23 protein-coding genes are annotated in these 23429 nt (G+C 59.1%); 9 read left to right on the forward strand and 14 right to left on the reverse strand.

The features are described 5' to 3' along the window. The first annotated feature begins 152 nt into the window (after positions 1 to 152). On the forward strand, positions 153 to 2411 hold the full coding sequence (katE, locus tag WFO70_RS07460; RefSeq protein ID WP_337015452.1) for a catalase HPII: 2259 nt from the start codon (positions 153 to 155) through the stop codon (positions 2409 to 2411). Between the two features lie 129 nt (positions 2412 to 2540). Here katE and chbG read toward each other — a convergent pair whose 3' ends face one another. The 7 genes from chbG to osmE form a co-directional block, all read right to left on the reverse strand. Beyond that, complete coding sequence (gene chbG, locus WFO70_RS07465) at positions 2541 to 3299, reverse strand: chitin disaccharide deacetylase (RefSeq protein ID WP_337015454.1); 759 nt, start codon at positions 3297 to 3299, stop codon at positions 2541 to 2543. An 11-nt stretch (positions 3300 to 3310) separates the two neighbouring features. Next, entirely contained in the window at positions 3311 to 4666 is a 1356-nt protein-coding gene (locus tag WFO70_RS07470) for a 6-phospho-beta-glucosidase (protein ID WP_337015455.1), read from the reverse strand. Positions 4667 to 4767: 101 nt separating this feature from the next. Further along, the gene (chbR, locus tag WFO70_RS07475) at positions 4768 to 5586 is read right to left on the reverse strand and encodes a transcriptional regulator ChbR (protein ID WP_337015456.1); all 819 of its coding nucleotides are present in this window, start codon (positions 5584 to 5586) and stop codon (positions 4768 to 4770) included. A 28-nt stretch (positions 5587 to 5614) separates the two neighbouring features. Next, entirely contained in the window at positions 5615 to 5968 is a 354-nt protein-coding gene (gene chbA, locus WFO70_RS07480) for a PTS N,N'-diacetylchitobiose transporter subunit IIA (protein ID WP_337015457.1), read from the reverse strand. A 46-nt stretch (positions 5969 to 6014) separates the two neighbouring features. After that, a complete protein-coding gene (gene chbC, locus WFO70_RS07485; protein WP_337015458.1) occupies positions 6015 to 7373 on the reverse strand; it encodes a PTS N,N'-diacetylchitobiose transporter subunit IIC in 1359 nt (452 codons plus the stop codon). A gap of 83 nt (positions 7374 to 7456) precedes the next feature. After that, the gene (gene chbB, locus WFO70_RS07490; protein ID WP_103823836.1) at positions 7457 to 7774 is read right to left on the reverse strand and encodes a PTS N,N'-diacetylchitobiose transporter subunit IIB; all 318 of its coding nucleotides are present in this window, start codon (positions 7772 to 7774) and stop codon (positions 7457 to 7459) included. Between the two features lie 272 nt (positions 7775 to 8046). Beyond that, complete coding sequence (gene osmE / locus WFO70_RS07495) at positions 8047 to 8388, reverse strand: osmotically-inducible lipoprotein OsmE (RefSeq protein WP_337015460.1); 342 nt, start codon at positions 8386 to 8388, stop codon at positions 8047 to 8049. Between the two features lie 231 nt (positions 8389 to 8619). Here osmE and nadE point away from each other — a divergent pair, with 231 nt between their 5' ends. Both nadE and cho read left to right on the forward strand, forming a co-directional pair. After that, complete coding sequence (nadE, locus tag WFO70_RS07500; RefSeq protein ID WP_337015462.1) at positions 8620 to 9447, forward strand: ammonia-dependent NAD(+) synthetase; 828 nt, start codon at positions 8620 to 8622, stop codon at positions 9445 to 9447. 85 nt (positions 9448 to 9532) lie between these two features. Further along, positions 9533 to 10420 (forward strand): excinuclease Cho, encoded by an 888-nt coding sequence (gene cho, locus WFO70_RS07505; protein ID WP_337015463.1) that lies wholly within the window; start codon positions 9533 to 9535, stop codon positions 10418 to 10420. Here the strand turns inward: cho and ves are convergent. From ves to astC, 7 genes are all read right to left on the reverse strand, one after another. After that, on the reverse strand, positions 10389 to 10946 hold the full coding sequence (gene ves / locus WFO70_RS07510) for an environmental stress-induced protein Ves (RefSeq protein WP_337016639.1): 558 nt from the start codon (positions 10944 to 10946) through the stop codon (positions 10389 to 10391). The two genes, cho and ves, sit on opposite strands and share 32 nt — an antisense overlap. Before the next feature lie 296 nt (positions 10947 to 11242). Beyond that, the gene (gene spy / locus WFO70_RS07515) at positions 11243 to 11731 is read right to left on the reverse strand and encodes an ATP-independent periplasmic protein-refolding chaperone Spy (RefSeq protein ID WP_337015464.1); all 489 of its coding nucleotides are present in this window, start codon (positions 11729 to 11731) and stop codon (positions 11243 to 11245) included. A 337-nt stretch (positions 11732 to 12068) separates the two neighbouring features. Further along, positions 12069 to 13034 (reverse strand): succinylglutamate desuccinylase, encoded by a 966-nt coding sequence (gene astE / locus WFO70_RS07520; protein WP_337015465.1) that lies wholly within the window; start codon positions 13032 to 13034, stop codon positions 12069 to 12071. 10 nt (positions 13035 to 13044) lie between these two features. Beyond that, positions 13045 to 14370 carry an N-succinylarginine dihydrolase gene (gene astB / locus WFO70_RS07525; protein ID WP_337015466.1) on the reverse strand — a complete coding sequence of 442 codons (1326 nt, stop codon included), beginning with the start codon at positions 14368 to 14370 and terminating at the stop codon, positions 13045 to 13047. Beyond that, positions 14357 to 15844 carry a succinylglutamate-semialdehyde dehydrogenase gene (gene astD, locus WFO70_RS07530; protein ID WP_337015467.1) on the reverse strand — a complete coding sequence of 496 codons (1488 nt, stop codon included), beginning with the start codon at positions 15842 to 15844 and terminating at the stop codon, positions 14357 to 14359. The genes astB and astD overlap by 14 nt, the downstream gene beginning before the upstream one ends. Continuing rightward, positions 15841 to 16875 (reverse strand): arginine N-succinyltransferase, encoded by a 1035-nt coding sequence (astA, locus tag WFO70_RS07535; RefSeq protein WP_337015468.1) that lies wholly within the window; start codon positions 16873 to 16875, stop codon positions 15841 to 15843. Before astA ends, astD begins: the two co-directional genes overlap by 4 nt. Then, a complete protein-coding gene (astC, locus tag WFO70_RS07540; RefSeq protein ID WP_337015469.1) occupies positions 16872 to 18092 on the reverse strand; it encodes a succinylornithine/acetylornithine transaminase in 1221 nt (406 codons plus the stop codon). The genes astA and astC overlap by 4 nt, the downstream gene beginning before the upstream one ends. A 145-nt stretch (positions 18093 to 18237) precedes the next feature. Between astC and WFO70_RS07545 the strand changes: the two genes are divergently transcribed. The 6 genes from WFO70_RS07545 to WFO70_RS07570 all read left to right on the forward strand — a co-directional run bounded on the left by WFO70_RS07545 (position 18238) and on the right by WFO70_RS07570 (position 23357). Next, positions 18238 to 18450, forward strand: a complete 213-nt coding sequence (locus WFO70_RS07545; RefSeq protein ID WP_337015470.1) for a hypothetical protein — start codon at positions 18238 to 18240, stop codon at positions 18448 to 18450. Between the two features lie 86 nt (positions 18451 to 18536). Further along, positions 18537 to 19346: an exodeoxyribonuclease III gene (gene xthA / locus WFO70_RS07550; protein ID WP_337015471.1), complete on the forward strand. Its 810-nt coding sequence runs from the start codon at positions 18537 to 18539 to the stop codon at positions 19344 to 19346. Then, positions 19347 to 20033: a TVP38/TMEM64 family protein gene (locus WFO70_RS07555; RefSeq protein ID WP_337015472.1), complete on the forward strand. Its 687-nt coding sequence runs from the start codon at positions 19347 to 19349 to the stop codon at positions 20031 to 20033. A 20-nt stretch (positions 20034 to 20053) separates the two neighbouring features. Next, positions 20054 to 21217 carry an ABC transporter substrate-binding protein gene (locus tag WFO70_RS07560; RefSeq protein ID WP_442913368.1) on the forward strand — a complete coding sequence of 388 codons (1164 nt, stop codon included), beginning with the start codon at positions 20054 to 20056 and terminating at the stop codon, positions 21215 to 21217. Then, a complete protein-coding gene (locus WFO70_RS07565; protein ID WP_337015473.1) occupies positions 21190 to 22725 on the forward strand; it encodes an ABC transporter permease subunit in 1536 nt (511 codons plus the stop codon). The genes WFO70_RS07560 and WFO70_RS07565 overlap by 28 nt, the downstream gene beginning before the upstream one ends. Beyond that, positions 22725 to 23357, forward strand: coding sequence for an ATP-binding cassette domain-containing protein (locus WFO70_RS07570; RefSeq protein ID WP_337015474.1), 633 nt, complete (start codon positions 22725 to 22727; stop codon positions 23355 to 23357). The genes WFO70_RS07565 and WFO70_RS07570 overlap by 1 nt, the downstream gene beginning before the upstream one ends. Positions 23358 to 23429: the final 72 nt, after the last annotated feature.

The following is a 23429-nucleotide window of genomic DNA, read 5'->3' on the forward strand; positions in this document are numbered from 1 at the left end:
CCTCCTGCGTCGCGCCCCGCGTATCTCATCAAGCGTAAGTGATAGCTATAAATCGGGTTTTCACCCGGCCCCCCGTCGACATTGTTCTATAGTTAATGAGTTTTGACGCAATTACGACCGCATTTCAGCAATGAAAACAGGAGACGAGTGCAATGTCGCAAAATGATAAGACTCACCACCCGCAGCAATCCCCGGTACATGACGAAAATGAAGCGAAACCCGGACTGGACTCCCTGGCCCCGGACGATGGCTCCCACCGTGCCAGTCCTGTCCCTACCCCGCCAGGCCAGCAGCCCACAGCCCCAGGCAGCCTGAAGGCACCGGACACCGGCAATGAGAAGCTGAACGCGCTGGATGCCGTACGTAAGGGCGGCGAAAATTACCCGCTCACCACCAACCAGGGTGTGCGCATCGCTGACGATCAGAACTCGCTGCGCGCCGGTACGCGCGGCCCGACCCTGCTGGAAGATTTCATCCTGCGGGAGAAGATCACCCATTTCGACCATGAGCGCATCCCGGAGCGTATTGTCCACGCCCGCGGCTCGGCCGCGCATGGCTATTTCCAGCCGTATAAGAACCTGAGCGATATCACCAAAGCCGCCTTCCTCTCCGATCCGGATAAGATCACGCCGGTGTTTGTCCGTTTCTCTACGGTGCAGGGCGGCGCGGGCTCCGCCGACACGGTCCGCGATATCCGCGGGTTCGCCACCAAGTTCTACACCGAAGAGGGGATTTTTGACCTTGTGGGCAACAACACCCCGATCTTCTTTATTCAGGATGCCCACAAGTTCCCCGATTTTGTCCATGCGGTGAAGCCGGAGCCCCACTGGGCGATCCCGCAGGGCCAGAGCGCACACGACACCTTCTGGGATTACGTCTCGCTGCAGCCTGAAACCCTGCACAACGTGATGTGGGCGATGTCCGACCGCGGCATTCCCCGCAGCTATCGCACCATGGAAGGCTTTGGCATCCATACCTTCCGCCTAATCAATGCCGAAGGCAAAGCCACCTTTGTGCGTTTCCACTGGAAGCCGGTGGCCGGGAAAGCCTCGCTGGTATGGGATGAGGCGCAGAAGCTCACCGGGCGCGATCCGGACTTCCATCGTCGCGATCTGTGGGAAGCTATCGAAGCGGGTGATTTCCCGGAATATGAGCTGGGTTTCCAGCTGATCCCGGAAGAGGACGAGTTCAAATTTGATTTTGACCTGCTCGACCCGACCAAGCTGATCCCGGAAGAGCTGGTGCCGGTTCAACTGGTGGGCAAAATGGTCCTCAACCGTAACCCGGACAACTTTTTTGCCGAGAACGAGCAGGCCGCCTTCCATCCAGGGCACATCGTCCCGGGGCTGGACTTTACCAATGACCCGCTGTTGCAGGGCCGTCTGTTCTCCTACACCGATACGCAAATCAGCCGTCTGGGCGGGCCGAACTTCCACGAGATCCCGATCAACAAGCCAACCTGTCCGTACCATAACTTCCAGCGTGACGGGATGCACCGGATGGAGATCGATACCAATCCGGCCAACTACGAGCCCAACTCGATCAACGATAACTGGCCGCGCGAGACCCCGCCGGGGCCAAAACGCGGTGGCTTTGAGTCGTATCAGGAGCGCGTGGAAGGAACCAAAATCCGCGAACGCAGCCCGTCGTTCGGCGAGTATTACGCTCATCCGCGCCTGTTCTGGCAGAGCCAGACTCCCGTCGAGCAGGAGCACATTATTGGCGCTTTCAGCTTTGAGCTGAGCAAAGTGGTGCGAACCTATATCCGCGAGCGGGTGGTCGATCAGCTGGCGCGGATTGATATCACCCTTGCCCAGGGGGTAGCTGAAAATCTGGGGCTGACGCTCACCGACGAGCAACGCAATCTGGCCCCGCCGCAGGACGTCAGCGGTGTGAAAAAGGATCCGTCCCTCAGCCTGTATGCCGTTCCCGGCGGGGACATTAAAGGCCGCGTCGTGGCGGTACTGCTCAACGATACCCCGCGGGCGAGCGACGTGCTGGCGGTGTTGCAGGCGCTGAAGGCCAAGGGCGTACACGCGAAGCTGCTCTACTCGCGGATGGGCGAAGTGACCGCCGATGACGGCTCGGTGCTGCCGGTGGCAGCGACTTTTGCCGGATCGCCATCCTTAACCGTGGATGCGGTGGTGGTGCCCTGCGGCGATATTCAGAGCCTGCTCAACAACGGGGATGCCGCCTATTATCTGCTGGAAGCCTACAAGCACCTCAAGCCGATTGCGCTGGCGGGCGATGCGCGCCAGTTCAAACCGCTGTTGAAGGTGGCGGATCAGGGCGAAGAGGGAATTATCGAAGGCGACAGCGCAGCAGGCGCGTTTATGGACGAGCTGGTATTGCAGATGGCGGCGCACCGGGTCTGGTCGCGTCGCAGTAAAACCGCCAGCATTCCGGCGTAAAAAAAGCCGGGTGGCGGCTTCGCCTTACCCGGCCTATAAATTCGCTACAACTCTGTGCCGGTGGGACATGCGTTTACCGGGTCCAAAAAACCGTAGGCCGGGTAAGCGCAAGCGCCACCCGGCATTTCCTCACAAATCCCCGAATGTCCCCAGCCTGTACCCGCGCTCAGCAATCGCGTATTTCAGCGACGTCGAGGTCAGCACGTCCAGCTCCGTCAGCCGCGGCCAGCAATAGGCGCTTTTACGGATAGTGTTATCAATAAACGCCGGGTGCGCCATCACCTCCAGCGATCGCTCGCCCTGCTGCACGGAGCGATCCAGCACGCTCAGGAACAGTGCCTCACTGATTTCCTCGCCATAAAATGCGCTGCTGAAACCGTCGGTGGTCGGCGGCAGATCGCCATCCAGCTCCCCGATCCCTTCGACCAGAGGATCGACACGCAGCGCCACCCCTTTGCGGCGGGCAAACTCGGCCACCAGCGGGAAGATGGCCGGGATCATATGCACATGGTGATGGCTGTCGATATGGGTCGGCTCGCGTCCGAAGAGATCGACAAAGCGATTGAACTGACAGTCCAGCTCGCGGGCAATCTCCTCCAGCGGCAACGTCCCCTGCTCTGCCATCTCCCAGATCCATTTCCCCAGCAATCCCTCACGCGTCAGCCCTGGCATCGGCGTCAGCGGCATGCCGAGGGTCAGCACAAAGTGCATTCCGACACCCAGTTCCGGCAGCACCCGGCTAAGTTCAGCGGCGTGCTCAATCGCATCGCCGTTGACCATGGCGGTGGTCGAAGTCACCACGCCATGCCGACAGGCTTCCACGATGCCGTAGTTCTGCCCTTTTGACAGGCCAAAATCATCGGCATTGACGATCAGCAGATATTCCATAGCGATCCCTCTTAGTGCTGCTCGCTTTTCAGCTTATCGATAGCGGCAGCAAAGTTCGGCAGCCATTTTTCATGGGCCAGAATCAGATCCCGCGCCAGCTTCTCGGCATCGCGGTCGGACTGCACCAGCGGGCTCAGGTTCAGGGCCAGCAGGACGTCGTTCAGCTCGCCGCTGATTGCCGCCTGGCTTGCCGCCACTTCAAAACCCTTGATGGTGTGGATCAGGCCCATCACTTTGTCATCAAAATGGGTCAGACGCGGATGCGGCTTCGCCCCCTCGCGGCCAAGGATACAGGTCATCTCCACCGCCCAGTCCGCCGGGATATTATCAATGTGGCCGTGGTGCGGCACGTTGACGTAGTGCTCCGCCTGCTTGTCGTTGTAGATGGCGTTGATCACTTCGCAGGCCGCATCGGAGTAATAAGCCCCGCCGCGCTGCTCCAGCTCTTTCGGCTTCACGTTCAGATCCGGGTTCTTATACAGGTCAAACAGCTCTTTTTCCACCTTCTGCACCACCTGCGCCCGGGCACCGCCTTTGTAGTACTCGCCCATTTCGATGACCAGCATCTCCTTCAGCTTGAAGTAGTAGAGCAGATAGGAGCACGGGAGCAGGTTCAGGGAGCGGATCAGCCCTTCGCTGAACGGCAGGTCGAAGATGTTCTTCACCGAGCTGGCTTTCAGGGTGCCCGACGCCACGCCGTCCAGCAGTTCCGCAAAGCGTGACTCGCCGTTAACCAGCACGTCTTTAATAAACACCATGTGGTTCAGGCCGAACAGGTCGATGGAGAGCTCGTCGTTATCGGTCAGGGCCAGCACGTCGCGGATAAACATCTTCATGCCGATTGGAATGTTGCACACCCCAATAAAGCGTTTGAAATCGGTGTGGCGGTAGACCGCCTCGGTCACCATCCCGGCCGGGTTGGTAAAGTTGATCACCCACGCCTGAGGGCAGATCTCCTGCACGTCTTTGATAATATCGAACACCACCGGAATGGTACGCAGCCCTTTGAACAGGCCGCCAGCGCCGTTGGTCTCCTGACCCAGATAGCCGTAGCTCAGCGGGATACGCTCATCCAGCTCGCGCGCCTTCAGTTGGCCGACGCGCAGCTGGGTGGTAACGAAATCGGCATCTTTAAGCGCTTCACGACGATCGAGGGTTTTATGCACGGTCATCGGCACACCCGCTTTTTTCACCATCCGCTGACAGAGGTCGAAAATAATATCGAGCTTCTCCTGACCTTCGGCCACGTCCACCAGCCACAGTTCGCTGACCGGCAGCTCATGATAACGCTTGAGGAACCCTTCCAGTAATTCCGGGGTATAGCTGCTTCCGCCGCCGATGGTCACTACTTTCAGTTTCTTTTGCATAATATTCTCCCTGGGAGATCCGCCTATTAAGTATAGCGATCCCGTCCCATGTATTTGGGCAAGTATTGAAGGCGATATTCCCGGCGGCGATCCGCCGGACGTTAATTAATTACCGTGATATTTTTCCGGTAGCTGTTCGGTGTAAAGGAGGTCAATTTCTTAAAGGTTTTAATAAACAGGCTCGGACTGCTATAACCGGATTCGTAAGCAATATCCGTCACCGAATAGTTGGTGATCTCCAGCTGTTTTCTGGCGAAATTGATCCGTATTTCATTAATGATTTGCACCGGCGTTTTCTGATAATAACGCTGGGTCGCTCGGGTCAGGTATTCCTGAGATTTACCCGACAGCGCCACCATATTCTCCAGCGCGTTTTCCCCAAAACGCAGTTTGTCGTGCATCATTTCAACGGTGGTGCGCAGCCATTGCGGGATATCGTCCGCCGCCTGCTGCTCTTCGCGATAGTGGCGTAAGCGGTTCACGACGTAGAAGGTTACCGTTTCAATGAATTCATCGAACTCATTATCACGAAAGTTAAGCGAGGCAATCACGGTGTCGATCCAGTTCAGGAATTCACTTTTGACGTGATACACCTGCGAGGCGACAAAGCAGAACGGCAGCAGCGGCGCGTAGTGGGTGTCGAAGAAGCGTTTACTGATGCCGACGTTGAGAATGCGCGTGGCACCAAAGTCATAAAAGCTCTGATGATGAGAGCCCATCGGGATAAAGACAAAGTCCCCGCGCTCCAGCAGCACCCGCTTGCCGTTGATCTCCTGGAAATAGCGGCCGGTCAGCACAATGGTGAATTCATAGTAGTCATGCTGATGCAGACCGCTGATGCTCTCCACCTTGTTGTAGATGAACACATGAAAATTTTTACCATTGAACAGCTGTTGTTCCCGGGCGGTAGTGATTTCCATGGCGCTGACCTCCTGCTATCCGTCTGACTTACTGCATTTTCTCGTGAAGTTCGATGAGTTCCGCTACCAGCTCACGCGCCAGCATGGAGGTCATCAGATGATCCTGGGCATGTACCAGCACCAGGCTGACCTTCATCTTACCTTCACCCTGATCGCTTTCGATCAGTTTTGTTTGTACCAGGTGCGCTTCATTCAGCGCGGTGCGCGACTGAGCCATCATCTCTTTCGCGGTGGCAAAGTCACCCTGCTTGGCTTTTTTCAGGGCGCCGTACGCCAGGCTGCGCGCCTGACCGGAGTTGATGATAAGCCCCATCACCACTTCTTCAAGGTCGTTCTCGGCGACGTCTTCTGCTTCTGCAACAACATTCTCTAAATCAAACATCTCGGTTTCTCCTGTACTGACGCGGGTTGCCCCGCATCATACGACATCAGAATTTCAGTGCGAGGGCGATATCTTCTTCGCTCTCTTCTTCATCAATGGTGGTCTGGGCCTTGTTGGCGATGGCGACGAATGGCATGTAAAGCACGGTTGCCACACCGAGGTTGAATATCGCCAGCAGGAAGGCCGCTACGCTGCCGTTGGTGTTAAAGAAGGCTCCCAGACCGGCTGGCATGGTCCATGGCGCGATGTTGGTCACCGGCGGGATAATCCCCAGGTAGTAAGCGGTCAGGGTAATGGCAGCCAGCAGCGGTTGCACCAGGATGAACGGAATGAACATCACCGGGTTCATGATAATCGGCAGACCGAAGAGGATAGGCTCGTTAATCTGGAAGATGCCTGACGGCAGAGCCAGCTTCGCCACCTGACGGTGATCCGCACGACGGGAGGTAATAAACACCGCGATGATCAGACCCAGCGTCGCCCCGGTACCGCCCAGGAAGATGTAGGAGTCGAGCATCGGTTTGGCCCACACGTGGAAGGTTTTACCCGCCGCCAGCGCCGCGTCAACGGAGCCGTACTGCTGATAAAGCGCCACGTTTTCCAGCGCCCACGGGGTCATGATGCCGCTGTCCAGCGCGGCCAGCGCCAGAGAGCCGTGCACACCGAAGAACCACAGCAGGGAGGTGAAGATCACGTAAGCCCAGCCCACGACGCCACCCATCGAGGCCAACGGTGTGGAGATAGTGTCCATGATGATCTGGTGGAAGTTGGTGCCCCAGTGAGAGAGCGCCCAGGCGATGGTCCCCATGATGGAGAGAATAATGAAGCCAGGGATCAGCGCCGAGAAAGAGCGGGACACCGAGGCCGGCACGCTGTCCGGTAAACGAATCACCCAGTTGCGACGGATAATAAAGGTAAACATTTCCGCCACGACCAGACCGATCACGATCCCGGAAATGATGTTAGCCCCGCCCAGCCAGTTGGCCCCTACCGCGTAGGCTTCACCGACGCTGTAAGGTGTTACGGTCATAAAGGCCGCAACAGATAATAAACCGGCGGCCAGCGAATCGACTTTACGCTCTTCCGCCAGCGCCATCCCAATAAAGAAAGGTGCCATCAGCGACATAATACCCAGCGTACCGTTGTACACATTGCCGCCGATGGCCTTGAAACCATTTAACGTTTCAATAGTTGAGGGATCTAAACGCACACCTAATGAATAGAAGAATGAACCATCACCGAAGCTAAGAAAAACGTTGTTAATTAAAACGAACATGGCACCGGCCAGGGTTAACGGCATGACTTTAATAAAGCCGTTTTTAATGGCGTTGACATGCGGTTGCTTTCCTATTTTAACTGCAAAAGGAAGGAGTACCTTTTCAAGCGCAGCAATAAATCTACTCATAGAAAATGCCCTTAAATGCCGCAAAAATATTGCGGCGTAAGTGTGTGTGAAATTGCTCTTTGACGGGAAAAATAAAAAATAAATTAATTAGCAGCTTTTTTAATCGCTGCTACAGCAGCTTTAAGAACACCCAAACCATCCACTTTGCCGTACAGCGCAGAGTCGATGACTTCAACGGGTTTATTCGGTAACAGACGTTGGATCTCAGGCAACATATAGGCAATTTGCGGCCCTAACAGCACGACATCCGCGCTGGTGCCTTTCTCGCCAGCCAGGGTTTCCGGGAAGGCTTCAATGATGACCGGTACTTCGTACTTCTCTGCCTGCGCGCGCATCTTTGACACCAGCAGTGACGTTGACATGCCCGCTGAGCAAAACAGATAGATATGTTTCTTTTCCATAGCAATTTCCCTCTTATGTGCTCACCGCTTTCGCCGCGATATCCCCGCCTTGACCGACCGGGTCCCTCTTTGGCGTATCTGATGAATGGAGTATACGGCAACTGCTACAGGAGGAATAATCTGTGAGAAACCACAATTGTCTCTCCTTGACCTGTCGTTATGACACCCTTCACATTTTAGGTAAATAATTCGCGGAGAGAATTAAGGTGACTGGCGACGTAAAAAAACCGGCCTGCTGGCCGGTTTGTCGCTTTGCTCAGGAAAAGGCGTTATCAGGCCTTAGGTGCCTGCGGGTCAGTGTCGTATTCCGCACAGGTCTGGTAGCCGGAGTTAATCACGTGGCCAGTATCGTCAAGGGCCACAAAGTAGGTTTCTGTTTTACCATCCCGTTGACCCAGGATGTATGTCTGGCAGGTACCACGAGCGTGGATCATCGTCACTTCTGATGACGGCTTACCGGCCAGCTGCTGTACCTGTGCACGGCTCATCCCTTTTTTAACGTCTTTTACGACGGGCTCTTTAAACTGGTCCGCGGTACGGTCATACGCGGTACACCCTGCCAGTAAAGTCATGACTGCCGCTGCGCCTAACATTCCTGCTAATTTCTTGTTCATATTCCGTCCTCTTGTTTATCAGCGTGTTATGTAAGCCTGGAATAGAAAACCACATTTTTCAACCTCAAGCGTGACGGCAAAGTTTTTTCGGAAAATTCCTGTAAAACAATTATAAGTGGCTAAATCGCCTGAATTCGCTTCATTCAAATGTGTGATCCTTGTCGTTTTCCGCATGACGGGTTAGCTTTAACAGAACATTCATCAGGCAAATTTGTGTAACGGAGGGGCTAGATGGCTCTGCAACAAGAGATTATCCAGGCGCTGGGTGCCAAACCCACCATCAATGCGGAAGAAGAGATCCGCCGTAGCGTCGATTTTTTGAAATCCTATTTAACCCGCTACCCGTTCCTGAAGACGCTGGTGCTGGGCATCAGCGGCGGTCAGGACTCCACCCTCGCCGGGAAGCTCGCCCAGATGGCGATCAGCGAACTGCGTGCCGAAACGGGTAACGAAGCCCTGCAATTTATCGCGGTGCGCCTGCCCTACGGCGTGCAGTTTGACGAGCAGGATTGCCAGGATGCTATCGCCTTTATCCAGCCGGATCGCGTGCTGACGGTAAATATTAAAGAAGCGGTGCTGGCCAGCGAAAAAGCGTTGCGCGACGCGGGCATTGAGCTGAGCGACTTTGTGCGCGGCAATGAAAAGGCCCGTGAGCGGATGAAAGCCCAGTACAGCATCGCCGGGATGACCAGCGGCGTGGTGGTGGGCACTGACCATGCCGCCGAAGCGCTGACCGGTTTCTTCACCAAATATGGCGACGGCGGCACCGACATCAACCCGCTGTTCCGCCTCAACAAGCGCCAGGGCAAACAGCTGCTGGCGGCGCTGGGCTGCCCGGAGCATCTGTATAAGAAAGCCCCTACCGCGGATCTGGAAGACGATCGCCCTTCCCTGCCGGATGAAGCCGCACTGGGTGTGACCTATGAAAACATTGACGATTATCTGGAAGGCAAGACGCTGGATGAAGGTACCGCCCGCATTATTGAAGGCTGGTATCTGAAGACCGAACACAAACGTCGCCCGCCGATCACGGTATTCGACGACTTCTGGAAACAATAATTCTGTCGGGGCGGCGTCTGCCGCCTCTTTTTTAACCACAGCACAGCTGCTACACTGTATGCCTGAACAGTATCAGGAGTAAGTTGTGAGCAGGCGTCAATCGGCACCGCGGCTTGAATTCGAAGCGGCAGCTATCTATGAATATCCCGAACATCTGCGCCCGTGGCTTGAGGCACTGCCCAAGCAGCCTGGCGTCTACTTCTTTCATGGCGACAGCGATGCTATGCCCCTGTATATCGGCAAAAGCGTCAATATTCGCAGCCGGGTGTTGTCGCATCTGCGTACCCCGGACGAGGCGGCCATGCTGCGCCAGTCCCGGCGTATCACCTGGATCCAGACCGCGGGTGAGCTGGGTGCCCTTCTGCTGGAGGCGCGTTTAATCAAGGAGCAGCAGCCGCTGTTCAATAAACGCCTGCGCCGCAATCGCCAGCTCTGCTCCCTGCAGATCACCGAGGGCAAGCCGCAGATCGTCTATGCCCGGGAGGTCGATTTTTCCCACACCCCGAATCTGTTTGGCCTCTTCGCCAACCGTCGGGCGGCGCTGCAAACGTTGCAGAGCTTGGCCGATGAGCGTCAGCTCTGTTACGGCCTGCTGGGGCTGGAGTCGTTGAGCCGCGGGCGGGCCTGTTTCCGTTCTGCGCTGAAGCGCTGCGCTGGTGCCTGCTGCGGGAAAGAGAGCGTTGAGGATCATCAGCAGCGACTTGTCGAGGGGTTGCAGGCGATTGGCGTCACCTGCTGGCCGTGGGACAGCGCCGTGGCGCTAAAAGAGTCGCGCCCGGACATGACCCACTTTCACATCATCCACAACTGGCTCTGGCTGGGTGCCGTCGACAGTCTGGACGAGGCGGCGGACCTGCTGCGCACGCCCGCTGGTTTCGATCAGGATGGGTATAAAATTCTCTGCAAACCGCTGCTGACCGGTAACTACGAAATCATTCCGCTCAGTGTCCCGGAAGCCAGAAAATCTCGCTGAACAGCAGAGTTCCCTCCTCCTTCAGCAGCCGCAGCGTATGGTTGCCTTCATGCCACCATGCGCCCTGATCGGGGGTGAGCAGCTTCTCCCCCAGCTGCCACGCTCCGCTCAGCACAAACACCACCCCGCCGCGTGACGCAAAGGTGGTGAAGGTGCGATCCGCTACCCGCACCTTTGCCCGGCAGCGATCCCGGCGGGTCATGATATTGAAATCCATCGACATCTGTCCCTCCAGCAACTGGGCCTTAACCGGCAGATCCCCGGCGAAGCTGAAGGGCTGATGACGCTGAAGGGTGTGCGTAAACGCCTTCCCGCCATCCAGATGCACCTCTCCCCCCTCCAGCAGGGTGATCACCCGATCGATGCCGGGTGAGACCGAAAAGTCGCCGTTGCTGGCCAGGGAGGCAATACTGGCACGCCAGTTAAATTCCCGGGTTGCCGGGGGAAAACAACATATTTCGCGCGTCTCACCGGCCCCGTTACGCCAGAGGCTAATCGGCATTTTGCGGATATCAAAGAATTCCATCACCACTCCAAATGGCGCAATACGCACCAGAGCAATCCGCGCGGGGCGGTCGCTTTTTGATTGTTATCGTTAGGTCATCACTGTGTAGTATCGGCAGATGTGCACAACGGCCTTAGCGCGACGGCCAAAAAATCCGTAACGTCAGACATTTCAAATACATTGTGCAAATCGATAACAGGAGAATACCGGGATGGCGGCGGCTGGCAAGAGGCAGGAAAAGAAAAAACCGCCGGACCTGTCCACAGCGTATTTGCTTGGGTGAACAGGACTCCGGCGGTCTTGAATGGCTGAACCGATTATTCGGCTGGTGGGGTCATTTTACCTTCCGGCGCGGAACGTTCTGTCAGACGCTTCTCAAAATTCGCATCAAACTGTTTTTTCTGTTCCGGGGTCAGAATGTTGTAAATCTTGTTCTGGGTTTCCAGGTGCGCCAGCATGCGGGCTTTGTTCTGCTCGGCCATCTTGTCGACCTGCGCCTGGGCTTTCGCTTTATCGAAGCTGTCGCTGGCGATGATGTCATGCATTGCGCGGCGCTCTTCTACCGGCGGACGCTTCATCTGGTCGCGCTGGCTTTTCATGATGTCGCGGATCTGCGTTTTCTGCGCATCCGTCAGGTTCAGGTCTTTAAACATCATGTCGTGATGCATACCCGGCTTACCTTTGTGATGCATCATTTTGCTGTCGGTCGGTGCTGCGGTAGTGGTGGCGGTATCCGCAGCGAACGCCGCGCTGGTAGCGCCCAGAGCCAGGGTAGAGGCAACAAACAGTGCAGTTAATTTACGCATAATTTTGTCCTTCCTTTCAGTTATTCTTCGGCGCTATGCCGTGTTGACGAGATTAACTTTACGGGGTTTATCGTCAATTAATCAGAGCAAGGGTAAAACAATGAAAGTGTAAAAAACAAAATATCGTCAAATATGGAGGAAATAAGGATAAAGCGTGGAGAGTTGAAACAAAAATAGACATGCGACTGATTTTAAAGAGATTGTGAAGGAGTATACCGGGGGAAAGATTAATAATAAAGCAAACAGCCAGGAATAATCTGTAATAAAACGGCAGCCAAATGAAATGGCGGAAAAAATAAACAACCCCACCGCGTTATGCTGATGGGGTTATGCAGTTTCAGGAGACTTTTTCCAGCATCAGTCCGGCGCGTAAACCAAAGGCTACGGCAGGGTTCGGGAAAAGAACGTATTCGGTCGGCTTGTGAACTTCATAACGCTCCTCGCCATCCTCTGCCAGCAAAACGCCCTGGCGGAACGGGGTGAAGTTCAGGGTATGCGCCGCCATGTGCAGCACAAAGGCCTCGCTGCGGCGGGTGATCTGCTGCACCACCCGGTACTGCTCCACCGGCTCAGTATGTTGCTCAGGTGCCTCGCCGCTCAGCAAGGCATACAGCGCCTGATGGGTGGTGGCAAAGCGGGTCAAATCGTTATGGCCGAACGGCAGCGCCTTGCCCAGCTCCAGGGTACAGGCCAGAGCGCCAAAGCGTTCGCAGCTGAAATGGGTAAAGGTACCACCCGGTGCCTGATGATAGACCAGCGCTTCCAGCCCGGCATCCCCCAGCCACTGAATAAAGGCTTCATCCCAGGGCTGACTGCGCTGAGGCAGCACGCCAAAACGCTCATGATAGGAGGCGCGGATCGCGGTATGCAGATCCAGGTGCCAGCGCTCGTCTTCCGCCTGCTGGTAAAAAGCGGTAATCCGCTCCTCCAGCAGCGCCGCTCGCGCGGTCTCGTCGCAGGGCGGAAATTGTGCTCCGCGCCCGCTGAACAGACGGTTGATATCGCAGGTCAGGTAGCGCTTGCCTGCCCGCAGCGCGGGCGGATTGCCGTAGATGACAAGCAGGCGGCAGCGCAGGGTCAGTTCGCCGCGGAACAGCGCCCCGATCAGCAGGTCGACAATTTCCACCGGCGCGGTTTCATTGCCGTGGATCCCGGCCGAGAGCACCAGTGCGCGCGTGCTTGCCACTTCCGGGGTCAGCTCCAGTATGCCGCGTGCCAGCCAGCGCCAGTGAAACGACGCCCCTCTGCCCTCCATGTGGGGAGGCGTCTCATCGGCCATCGTCAGCGCCAGAAAATTTTCCATCACGCCTCCTTTATTGCTGGAACGGGTAGACGGACCCGAGCTGCAGAATTTGCGTCAGGGCATCCAGCGCCTCGCGCCCTTCGCGCAGCAGCTGCGGATCCACCAGGTCGGCCTGAGTCAGGCGATCCCGGTAGTAGCGATCCACCCAGTCATTGAGGGTGTTGAACAGGGTCTCGTTCATCATCACCGCCGGATTAACCGCCCGCAGCTCCTCAGAGGTCAGCACCACGCGCAGGCGCAGACACGCCGGGCCACCGCCGTTAGCCATGCTCTCGCGCAGATCGAACACCCTCAGCTCGCTGATAGGGTTATCCTCCGCCACCAGCCCGCTCAGATAGCGCCAGACGCCCGGATGATTCTGTGACTCCTGCGGCAGGACCAGCATCATGCTGCCATCGTCCCGGCTCAGCAGCTGGCTGTTAAACAGGTAGGTTGCGACCGCATCCTGCACCGTGACCGCCTCAGTCGGCACCTCGATAGGCATAAAGCCAGGCACCCGTTCGCGCAGCGCCTGCAGCAGCTCGGCCTGGCGCACAAACGCCTGCTCATGGCAGAACAGCACCTGCCGGTTTGACACGGCGATCACGTCGTTATGGAACACCCCCTGATCAATCACCAGGGGGTTTTGCTGGGCGAACATCAGCTGCCCGGGGTTGACCTGATTCAGCCGGGCAACGGCCTGGCTTGCGGCCAGGGTCTGGCGTGCCGGGTAGCGGGCGGGGGCTTCATGGCCCCCCTCTTCGCGGCCATAGACAAACAGCTGCAGGCCCGGCTCGCCGTAGTCACCCCCGAGGCGGTTATGGTTAGCCGCCCCTTCGTCGCCGAACATGGCCACCTGCGGCAGCGCCGTATGCACGCTGAAGCGGGAGTCATCGCGGAAAATAGCGCGCAGCACCTGTTCGGTGGTGCCGGCTTCGCTGGCGCGGTGGAACTTGTTGTTCAGGTTGGCCACGGTTAAGTGCACTTTCCCGTCCAGGGTATCCGCCGATGGAGCCACCGTCGCGGCATTAGCGACCCACATCGAGGAGGCCGAACTGGCGGCAGAGAGCAGCTGCGGCATCTGGGTGCCCGCCTTCTCGACAACCTGTTCATCGCTGCCGGTAAAGCCGACCTGGCGCAGCACGCCGACGTTAGGCCGCTCCTGGGGCGGGATCACCGCCTGAGGAAAGCCTGCATCCGCCAGCGCCTTCATCTTTAACAGCCCCTGCTTTGCCGCCAGCTGCGGGTTGGAGATCTGAAACCGGTGCTTCGTCGAGGCCTCGTTGCCGAACGACAGTCCGGCATAGTGGTGGGTCAGGCCCACCAGCCCGTCAAAGTTAACTTCACGCGCTTTCATGGCGCTTCTCCCGTGTAAAATCGAGCCCCGGACTCAACTGCTCCGGCAGGACGATGGTCGGGGTTTCGAGGCTCGCCATCGGCCAGGCGCAGTAATCTGCCGCATACCAGGCGCTGGCGCGATGGTTCCCGGAGGCTCCCACGCCGCCAAAGGGGGCGGTACTGGCCGCGCCGGTGAGCGGTTTGTTCCAGTTGACGATCCCGGCGCGCGCCTCCAGCAGCAGCTGGTCGAACTTCTGACGATCCGGGGAGATCAGCCCGCACGACAGGCCGTAGCGCGTGGCGTTGGCCATCGCGACAGCCTGGTCGAAATCGTCATAGCGCCAGACGCAGAGCAGCGGACCGAAGACCTCTTCGTCCGGCACATCACTCACGCCGGTCATCTCGACGATCCCCGGAGTTAATAATGAGGTGCCCGCCTGCACCAGACGCGGATCCAGCAGCGACTGGCCGCCGCGGGCGACATGCTCCCGCCAGACGTGATAGACGTTTTTCGCCGCCTGCTCGGAGATCAGCCCGCCGATAAACGGCTGGTCGTTGTCATCCCACGCGCCTGGTACCAGCTTCGCGCTCACCTCCACCAGACGGGCGAGAAAAGCATCCCCTTCGGCACCGCGTTTCACCAGCAGGCGACGGGCGCAGGTACAGCGCTGTCCGGCGGTGATAAAGGCCGACTGGATGGTCAGGTGGACCGCGGCGTCGATATCCGCCGGATCCTCAACAATCAGGGCATTGTTGCCCCCCATCTCGAGGGCCAGAATTTTTTCCGGCTGCCCGGCCAGCTGGCGATGCAGTTGGTAGCCGGTGCCGGCGCTGCCGGTAAACAGCAGGCCGTCAATGTCGCTCAGGGCACTCAGCGCCTGGCCGGTTTCGCGCCCGCCCTGCACCAGATTAAGCACGCCCGGCGGCAGACCGGCCTGCTCCCACAGCCTGACCACCGCCTCGCCGCTCCAGGGCGTCAGCTCGCTCGGCTTGAAGATCACCGTGTTACCCGCCAGCAGCGCAGGCACGATATGGCCGTTCGGCAGATGACCGGGGAAATTATAGGGGCCGAACACCGCCAGCACGCCGTGCGGACGGTGGCGCAGGGTGGCGGCTCCGTCCGCCATGTCGGTATGCTGCTCGCCGGTGCGGGTGTGGTAGGCTTTCACCGAAATGGCGATTTTGTTGATCATCGCGGTGATTTCGGTCGCGGCTTCCCAGCGCGGCTTGCCGGTTTCGCTGGCAATGACGCGGGTCAGATCCTGTTTATTGGCCTCCAGCAGAGCTGCAAATTTTTCGACGATAGCCTGACGGCTGCTGAACGGCAGCTTCGCCCAGCCCGGGAAGGCCGCGCGCGCCGCACGGCACGCCTGCTCAACCTGCGTGGCGCTGGCGTCCGCCCCCTGCCACAGCACTTCCTGCCCCACGGGATTGTGTTTGATGCGGGATTCACCTTCGCCGGTCATCCAGTCGCCATTAATCCATAAGTTCATGCTGTTTTCTCCTCAGCGCACAGGCGCACCATGCGAATACGATCGCCAGCGCGGCATTTCAGGGCATCCAGTTGGGCTGCGGTCAGCACCAGACGTTCACAGTCAGGATCCACGCGGACCAGCGTGACCCGGAACTGGTCATATTGTTCATTGGCTACCATGCAGGCGGGCCACTCGCCCGGCGCAGGCTGGCCTTCGGCCACCTCCACCAGACGGCTTTTGCGGATCGCCCGCACCCGGTCGATGTCGCACTCCAGCGTCGGGCCGCCGTCAAAGATGTCGACATAGTTGCGGTAGCGGAAACCCTCTTTCTCCAGCACCGCGCGCGCCGGAGCGGTGTGCGGATGCACTTCGCCAATCACGGCCTGCGCCTCAGGGCTGAGGAAATGGGTATAGATAGGGTGTTTCGGCATCAGCTCGGCAATAAAGGCTTTCTGCCCGGTGCCGCACAGGTAGTCGGCCTTGCTGAACTCCATCGAGAAGAAGCGTTCGCCCAGGCTTTTCCAGAACGGCGAGAAGCCGGTTTCGTCGATCACGCCGCGCATCTCGGCCACCACTTTTTCGTTGAAGCGATCGCGGAAGGCGGCCATAAACAGAAAGCGCGATTTGGAGAGCAGGTAGCCGTTGCCCTCCTTGCGCCAGTCCGGATCGAGAAACAGGCTACAGAGTTCGCTGCTGCCGGTGTGATCGTTACTGAGGAACAGCGTCGGCAGCGCGTTGTAGACGTTCAGCTCTTTCGAGGCGTGCACCAGGGTGCCGACGCGGTAGTTGTACCAGGGATCGTTCAGACCCACCGCCACCTCGATGGCGCAGATCCCGGCCACGGTTCCGCTGTCGGTATCCTCCAGCACAAACACGTAACCCTGTTCGCCTTTCGGCAGCGTCCCTTGCCAGGTCTCCAGCGAGCGCTCAATGCGCGCCGAGAGGGTCTTTTCATCAACAGGAAGCGAGGTCAGCCCGCCTCCTGTTTTACCGGCAAGCTGCATGAGGGCGGATAAATCCCCGCGCTCAATGGGACGGATGACCATCATGATGACACCCCGGACTTCACCTGTTCACAGGCCAGCGCAAAGCGATCTAACCCGGTCTGCACTTCCTCCTCGCTGACGATCAGCGCAGGCGCAAAGCGCACCACGTTAGCCCCGGCGATCAACACCATCACGCCCGCTTTTGCCGCTTCCTGTGAAATAAGTTTAGCTTTTCCGGCGAATTCATCCGTGAGCACGCAGCCAATCAGCAGCCCCAGACCGCGAATTTCTTTGAACAGGCCGGTTTTGCTGTTAATGGCCTGCAGACGCTCGACGAACCACTGGTGACGCTGCCTGACGCCGGTCAGCACTTCCGGGGTGTTGATGATATCCAGCACCTGACCGGCCACCGCCGACGCCAGCGGGTTGCCGCCGTAGGTGGTGCCGTGAGTGCCGACGGTCATCACCCGGGCGAATTTGTCGGTGGTGAGCATCGCCCCCACCGGGAAGCCGCCGCCGAGGGCCTTGGCGGTGGAGAGCACGTCCGGCGTGACGCCGTAGTGCATATAGGCGTACAGCTCGCCGGTGCGGCCAACGCCGGTCTGCACTTCATCAAAAATCAGCACCGCGTTGTGGCGATCGCACAGCTCGCGCAGCCCCTGCAGGAAGGCTTTATCCGCAGGCAGCACGCCGCCCTCGCCCTGCATTGGCTCGACGATCACCGCGCAGGTGGTGTCGTCGATCAGCTCGCTGGCGGACTGCAGATCGTTGTAGACCGCGTGGCGAATATCCGGCGGCAGTGGCGCAAAGTCCTGGGAATAGGAAGGCTGCCCACCCGCGCTGACGGTAAACAGGGTGCGACCGTGGAAGGCATTTTTGAAGGCGACGATGCCGCTCTTCTGGCTACCGAAGTTGTCGTGGGCATATTTACGCGCCAGCTTCAGCGCCGCTTCGTTGGCTTCGGCCCCGGAGTTACAGAAGAACACCTTTTCGGCGAAGGTGGCATCGATCAGTTTTTTCGCCAGCCGCAGGGCCGGTTCGTTGGTGTAGCCGTTGCCGGTATGCCAGAACTTCGCCGCCTGGTCGTTCAACGCCTGACGCAGCGCCGGATGGGCGTGGCCCAGGGCGTTCACCGCAATGCCGCCGGCGAAGTCGATATACTCTTTGCCCTGCTGATCCCACAGGCGTGAGCCCTCTCCCCGAACCGGAATAAAAGCCGCCGGGGCGTAAACCGGCATCATCCATTCATCAAAGTTTTCACGCGTAATTGACAGAGACATAGCGACCTCATCCGGTAAATAAAAGGTTGATTAAATGTTAAATATTTATGTATTTGCCCTGTGAATGTAGATTGCAGCGTTCGTGCCAGCCAGCGATAAAAATGCATAAACGGGATGGGGTAACGTAATATCAACAGGTTACGACATGGAGTTATTCACTGTTATTGCATATAAAGTGAATATTTTTACAACAAGCGCGGCTTTGCCGGATGAAAAACAGCTGTTTTATGCAGAAGCGAAATATAATTCTGGAATTGTGATCGCTGGCGAAATTTGTGGTCCCTTTACGCGCCATTGGGGTGCATCACGCGCCAGATCGGTGCAAAAATTGCACTGTCGAATCGATCTGTCGCAGTAATTGGTGGAACATACGCAGCGGCGGCAGTCAGCCCAAAAAAATTCTGCTACCATCCTTGCACTATTCACCTTGCACTGGCAGCGACTATGAAATTTGTCTCTTTTAATATCAACGGCCTGCGCGCCCGTCCTCATCAACTGCAAGCCATCGTCGAACAACATCAGCCTGACGTTATCGGCCTGCAGGAGACAAAAGTTCACGACGACATGTTCCCTCTCGAAGAGGTGGCAAAACTGGGCTACAACGTCTTCTATCACGGCCAGAAAGGCCATTACGGCGTGGCGCTGCTCACCAAAGAGACGCCGGTCTCGGTGCGTCGCGGCTTCCCGGGCGACGGCGAAGATTCCCAGCGCCGCATCATCATGGCGGAAATTCCCTCTTCGCTGGGCAATATCACGGTGATCAACGGTTACTTCCCGCAGGGCGAGAGCCGTGACCACCCGCTGAAATTCCCGGCCAAAGAGAAGTTCTATCAGGATCTGCAGTCCTTCCTCGAAACCGAGCTGAACAAAGAGAATCCGGTACTGATCATGGGCGATATGAACATCAGCCATACGGATCTCGATATCGGCATCGGCGAAGACAGCCGCAAACGCTGGCTGCGCACCGGGAAGTGCTCCTTCCTGCCGGAAGAGCGCGAGTGGATGGCGCGTCTGATGGACTGGGGTCTGGTGGATACCTTCCGCCACGCCAACCCGGAGACTCAGGATCGCTTCTCGTGGTTTGATTACCGCTCCAAAGGCTTTGACGATAACCGCGGCCTGCGCATCGACCTGCTGCTGGCAAGCGCGCCGCTGGCAGAGCGCTGCATCGAAACCGGGATCGACTACGATATCCGCAGCATGGAAAAACCGTCCGACCACGCCCCGGTATGGGCGACGTTTGACGTAAAATGAATGACAGCCAACCGTCGTAAAATCCTGCTTGTATGCGCCCTTCTGGGCGCATTTGTTCTTATTTATACGCAACTGCCTCCCGGCACCCTGACGCTGGAAAATCTTCAGGCCCGCCATCAGGCGCTGCTGCTTTACTGCCAGCAGGCCCCGATCCAGAGCGCCGCCCTCTTTTTTATGCTCTACGTGCTGGTCACCACCCTGTCGCTGCCGGGGGCTGCGCTGCTGACCCTGCTTGGCGGAGCGCTGTTCGGCCTGTGGCCGGGGATCCTGCTGGTCTCCTTCGCCTCGACGCTCGGTGCGACCCTGGCAATGCTGGTCAGCCGGTATCTGCTGCGCGACTGGGTCCAGCGCCGCTTTGCCGGGCCGATGCGCACCCTGAATGACGGGGTTGCCCGCGACGGGGCCTTCTATCTGTTTGCCCTGCGCCTGATGCCGCTATTCCCCTTCTTTGTGGTCAACCTGCTGGCTGGCGTGACCACCCTCGGGGTGCGACGCTACTGGTGGGTCAGCCAGCTCGGGATGCTGCCCGGCGCGGTGGTTTTTCTCAATGCCGGCCACCAGTTAGGGCAGATCGCCTCGCTGCGTGATATCCTCTCGCCCGGCGTGGTTTTCGCCTTTACGCTACTGGGGCTGCTGCCGCTGGTCACCCGCTGGCTGTTCGCCCGCTTTTCCCGAACTTCTCCATAATAGGAGGCATTATGCGCCGTGTGCGTTTTTGCATGTTATTGACCGGCCTGCTGATGGCTGGACCGGCGCTGGCCGATGACGGCTGGCAGAAAACCAAAGAGGACGCCCGGGGTCAGACCGTCTGGTTTAACGCCTGGGGCGGCGATGAGGCGGTGAACCGCTACCTGGACTGGGTGAGCGGCGAGATGAAAAGCCACTACGCCATTACCCTGAAGATTGTCCGTCTGGCGGATGCCGCCGACGCGGTGAAACGCATCCAGACCGAGGCCAGCGCCGGACGCAAAACCAACGGCTCGGTCGATCTGCTGTGGGTCAACGGCGAGAATTTTCGCACCCTGAAAACCGCCGGATTGCTGCAGACCGGATGGGCGCAAAGCCTGCCCAACTGGCGCTACGTGGATCCCAGCAAACCGGTGAGTGAAGATTTCGCCATCCCGACCGAGGGGGCGGAGTCCCCGTGGGGCAGCGCCCAGCTCACCTTTATCGCCAGCCGCAAGACCCTGCCGCAACCGCTGGCGGATCCGCAGGCGCTGCTGGATTATGCCACTCAACACCCCGGCACCGTCACCTACCCGCGTCCCCCCGATTTCACCGGCACCGCGTTTCTGGAACAGATCCTGTTGACGCAGACCACCCAGCCGGAGGCCCTCAAACAGCCGCCGGACCGCGCCACCTTTGCCGCGGTCACCGCCCCGCTGTGGGCGTATCTGGATAAGCTGCATCCCCACCTGTGGCGCGAGGGCAAAGATTTTCCGCCGTCACCGGCGCGGATGGATGCCCTGCTGGCCAGCGGCAATTTAAACCTGTCGATCACCTTTAACCCGGCCCACGCCCGGCAAAAAGTGACCAGCAAGGAGCTACCCGCTGACAGCTACAGCTTTGGTTTCCAACAGGGGATGATTGGCAACGTGCACTTTGTAGCGATCCCGGCCAATGCCTCTGCCAGCGCGGGCGCAAAAGTTGTCGCTAACTTCCTACTCTCGCCGCAGGCGCAGATCCGCAAGGCGGATCCGGCCCACTGGGGCGACCCGAGCGTGCTGGATCCCCAGACCCTCCCTGCGGCACAAGCCGCGCAACTGCGTCAGTTTATCCCGGCAGAGCTCCCCGCAACGCTCGGGGAACCGCACGCCGCCTGGGTTAACGCGCTGGAGCAGGAATGGTTGCGTCGCTACGGCACCCACTAAGCGGGCTCGCCTGGCTGCTGATGGCGGCGGTCTATCTGCCCCTGCTGCCCGCCGTCGCCCTGCTGTTACCGCCGGTCTTCTCCCTGGAGAACTGGCAGGCGCTGGCAGCGGATCCGCAGCTGCCCCAGGCGCTGATCGCCACCCTGGTCTCCACCCTGATTGCCGCCGCCGGGGCGCTGCTGCTGGCCCTTGCGGTAGTGGCCGCTCTGTGGCCCGGCAGCCGCTGGCGACGGCTGTGCAACCACCTGCCCTGGCTGCTGGCTATTCCCCACGTGGCCTTCGCGGTCAGCGTGCTGCTGATTTTCGCCGAAGGCGGCGAGCTCTACCGCCTCTGTTCGATCTGCTCCCCGGTGCTGGATCGCTACGGTATCGGCCTTGGCCTGACCCTCGCCGTTAAGGAGAGCGCGTTTGTTCTGTGGGCGATTTACGCCTCGCTGCCGGAAAAAGATCTGGCACAAAAAGTGACCGTCCTGCGTTCGCTGGGCTATGGCCGCTGGCAGGCGCTGCGCTGGCTGATCCTGCCCGCCATTGCCCCGGCGCTGGGGGCAGTGATGCTGGCGACGATCGCCTGGACGCTGTCGGTGGTGGATGTGGCCCTGATCCTCGGGCCGGGTAATCCGCCCACCCTGGCGGTGCTGGCCTGGCAGTGGCTGTCCCAGGGGGATGCGCAGCAGCAGGCCAAAGGGATGCTGGTCTGCGCGATCCTGCTGATTATTCTGGAGCTGATCGCCGTCGCGCTGTTTATCGGCTGGCGACGCTGGCGGCGCACCCTCCCGGACGTCTCCGGTGAGCGCCCGACGCCGCGTCCGCTGCGGGTGGGGCGCGCCTGCGGCCTGCTGCTGCCCCTGGCGGGCCTCGTCAGCGTGGCGGTGCTGGTGCTGGTGGCGGGTGATGCGAGCGCCTCACGCGACACGGCGGCGGCGAGCCTGATGCTGGGTCTCTCTGCGGCGGCCCTTGCGCTGGGGGTGATCCTCCTCTGGCTGGAGTGGGGCCCGCAGCGCGGCGGCTTCTGGGTCTGGCTGCCGCTGGCCCTTCCCGCCCTGCCGCTGGTGGCCGGGCAGTATCGGCTGGCGCTGCTGCTCCAGCTCGACGGAGAGTGGATCGCCGTGCTGTGGGGACATTTACTCTGGGTGCTGCCGTGGATGCTGCTGGTGATGCAACCGGCCTGGCGTCGACTCGATCCACGGATGATCCTGATTGCCCGCACCCTCGGCTGGGGATCGTTTAAAATATTCTGGCTGATCAAATGCCCGCAGATGCTCCGCCCGGCGCTCACGGCGTATGCCGTCGGGTTTTCCGTCAGCATGGCGCAGTATCTCCCCACCCTGTGGCTGGGCGCGGGCCGATATGCCACGCTGACCACCGACGCCGTGGCGCTCAGCAGCGGCGGCAGTAGCGCCGTGCTGGCGGCCCAGGCGCTGTGGCAGCTGCTGCTGCCGATGCTGGTCTTCGCCGCCTGCATTGTGCTTTCCCGGCTGATTGGCCGCTTTCGTCAGGGGTTACGTTAATGCTGATGGTTAAGGATGTTTCGCTCTCGCTGCGCCAGACGACGCTGCTGCACAACGTCAGTTTTACCGTGCCACCTGGCGAGATCCTCACCCTGATGGGCCCGTCCGGCAGCGGGAAATCGTCGCTGTTTGCCTGGATGATCGGCGCTCTGCCGGGGGATTTTCGCGCCACGGGGGAGCTGTGGATCAATGCCCGCCGCTGTGACGCCCTGCCCACCGAACAGCGGGGGCTGGGGCTGCTGTTTCAGGATGCGTTGCTCTTCGATCACTTCAGCGTCGGGCAGAATCTGCTCCTGGCCCTCCCGGCGGCGGTAAAAGGTGAGGCGCGCAAACAGCAGGTGAACGACGCGCTGGACGCCGCCGATCTGAGCGGCTTCAGTCATCGCGATCCCGCCACGCTCTCCGGCGGGCAGCGCGCCCGGGTGAGCCTGCTCCGCGCCCTGCTGGCCAGGCCACAGGCGCTGCTGCTCGATGAGCCCTTCAGCCGCCTGGATAAAAATCTGCGGGACCAGTTTCGTCGCTGGGTGTTTGCCGAAGTGCGCGCCCGGCAGATCCCGGTGGTCCAGGTGACGCACGATGAGGACGATATTCCCGCAGACGGACAGGTGCTGCCGATGGCGGGCTGGCAATGAATCCCGCGACATCCTGCGCAAACGCAACGTTTTTTGGCGGGCAGATTGTCACAATCACCGCTCAATTTTTTA

The organism is Leclercia sp. AS011 (assembly GCF_037152535.1).
Taxonomy (GTDB): Bacteria; Pseudomonadota; Gammaproteobacteria; order Enterobacterales; family Enterobacteriaceae; genus Enterobacter.

Coding starts and splice junctions, on each gene's coding strand:
- katE (WP_337015452.1), top strand. CDS start 153: ATGTCGCAAAATGATAAGACTCACCACCCGCAGCAATCCCCGGTACAT.
- chbG (WP_337015454.1), bottom strand. CDS start 3,299: ATGGAATATCTGCTGATCGTCAATGCCGATGATTTTGGCCTGTCAAAA.
- WFO70_RS07470 (WP_337015455.1), bottom strand. CDS start 4,666: ATGCAAAAGAAACTGAAAGTAGTGACCATCGGCGGCGGAAGCAGCTAT.
- chbR (WP_337015456.1), bottom strand. CDS start 5,586: ATGGAAATCACTACCGCCCGGGAACAACAGCTGTTCAATGGTAAAAAT.
- chbA (WP_337015457.1), bottom strand. CDS start 5,968: ATGTTTGATTTAGAGAATGTTGTTGCAGAAGCAGAAGACGTCGCCGAG.
- chbC (WP_337015458.1), bottom strand. CDS start 7,373: ATGAGTAGATTTATTGCTGCGCTTGAAAAGGTACTCCTTCCTTTTGCA.
- chbB (WP_103823836.1), bottom strand. CDS start 7,774: ATGGAAAAGAAACATATCTATCTGTTTTGCTCAGCGGGCATGTCAACG.
- osmE (WP_337015460.1), bottom strand. CDS start 8,388: ATGAACAAGAAATTAGCAGGAATGTTAGGCGCAGCGGCAGTCATGACT.
- nadE (WP_337015462.1), top strand. CDS start 8,620: ATGGCTCTGCAACAAGAGATTATCCAGGCGCTGGGTGCCAAACCCACC.
- ves (WP_337016639.1), bottom strand. CDS start 10,946: ATGGAATTCTTTGATATCCGCAAAATGCCGATTAGCCTCTGGCGTAAC.
- spy (WP_337015464.1), bottom strand. CDS start 11,731: ATGCGTAAATTAACTGCACTGTTTGTTGCCTCTACCCTGGCTCTGGGC.
- astE (WP_337015465.1), bottom strand. CDS start 13,034: ATGGAAAATTTTCTGGCGCTGACGATGGCCGATGAGACGCCTCCCCAC.
- astB (WP_337015466.1), bottom strand. CDS start 14,370: ATGAAAGCGCGTGAAGTTAACTTTGACGGGCTGGTGGGCCTGACCCAC.
- astD (WP_337015467.1), bottom strand. CDS start 15,844: ATGAACTTATGGATTAATGGCGACTGGATGACCGGCGAAGGTGAATCC.
- astA (WP_337015468.1), bottom strand. CDS start 16,875: ATGATGGTCATCCGTCCCATTGAGCGCGGGGATTTATCCGCCCTCATG.
- astC (WP_337015469.1), bottom strand. CDS start 18,092: ATGTCTCTGTCAATTACGCGTGAAAACTTTGATGAATGGATGATGCCG.
- WFO70_RS07545 (WP_337015470.1), top strand. CDS start 18,238: ATGGAGTTATTCACTGTTATTGCATATAAAGTGAATATTTTTACAACA.
- xthA (WP_337015471.1), top strand. CDS start 18,537: ATGAAATTTGTCTCTTTTAATATCAACGGCCTGCGCGCCCGTCCTCAT.
- WFO70_RS07555 (WP_337015472.1), top strand. CDS start 19,347: ATGACAGCCAACCGTCGTAAAATCCTGCTTGTATGCGCCCTTCTGGGC.
- WFO70_RS07565 (WP_337015473.1), top strand. CDS start 21,190: ATGGTTGCGTCGCTACGGCACCCACTAAGCGGGCTCGCCTGGCTGCTG.
- WFO70_RS07570 (WP_337015474.1), top strand. CDS start 22,725: ATGCTGATGGTTAAGGATGTTTCGCTCTCGCTGCGCCAGACGACGCTG.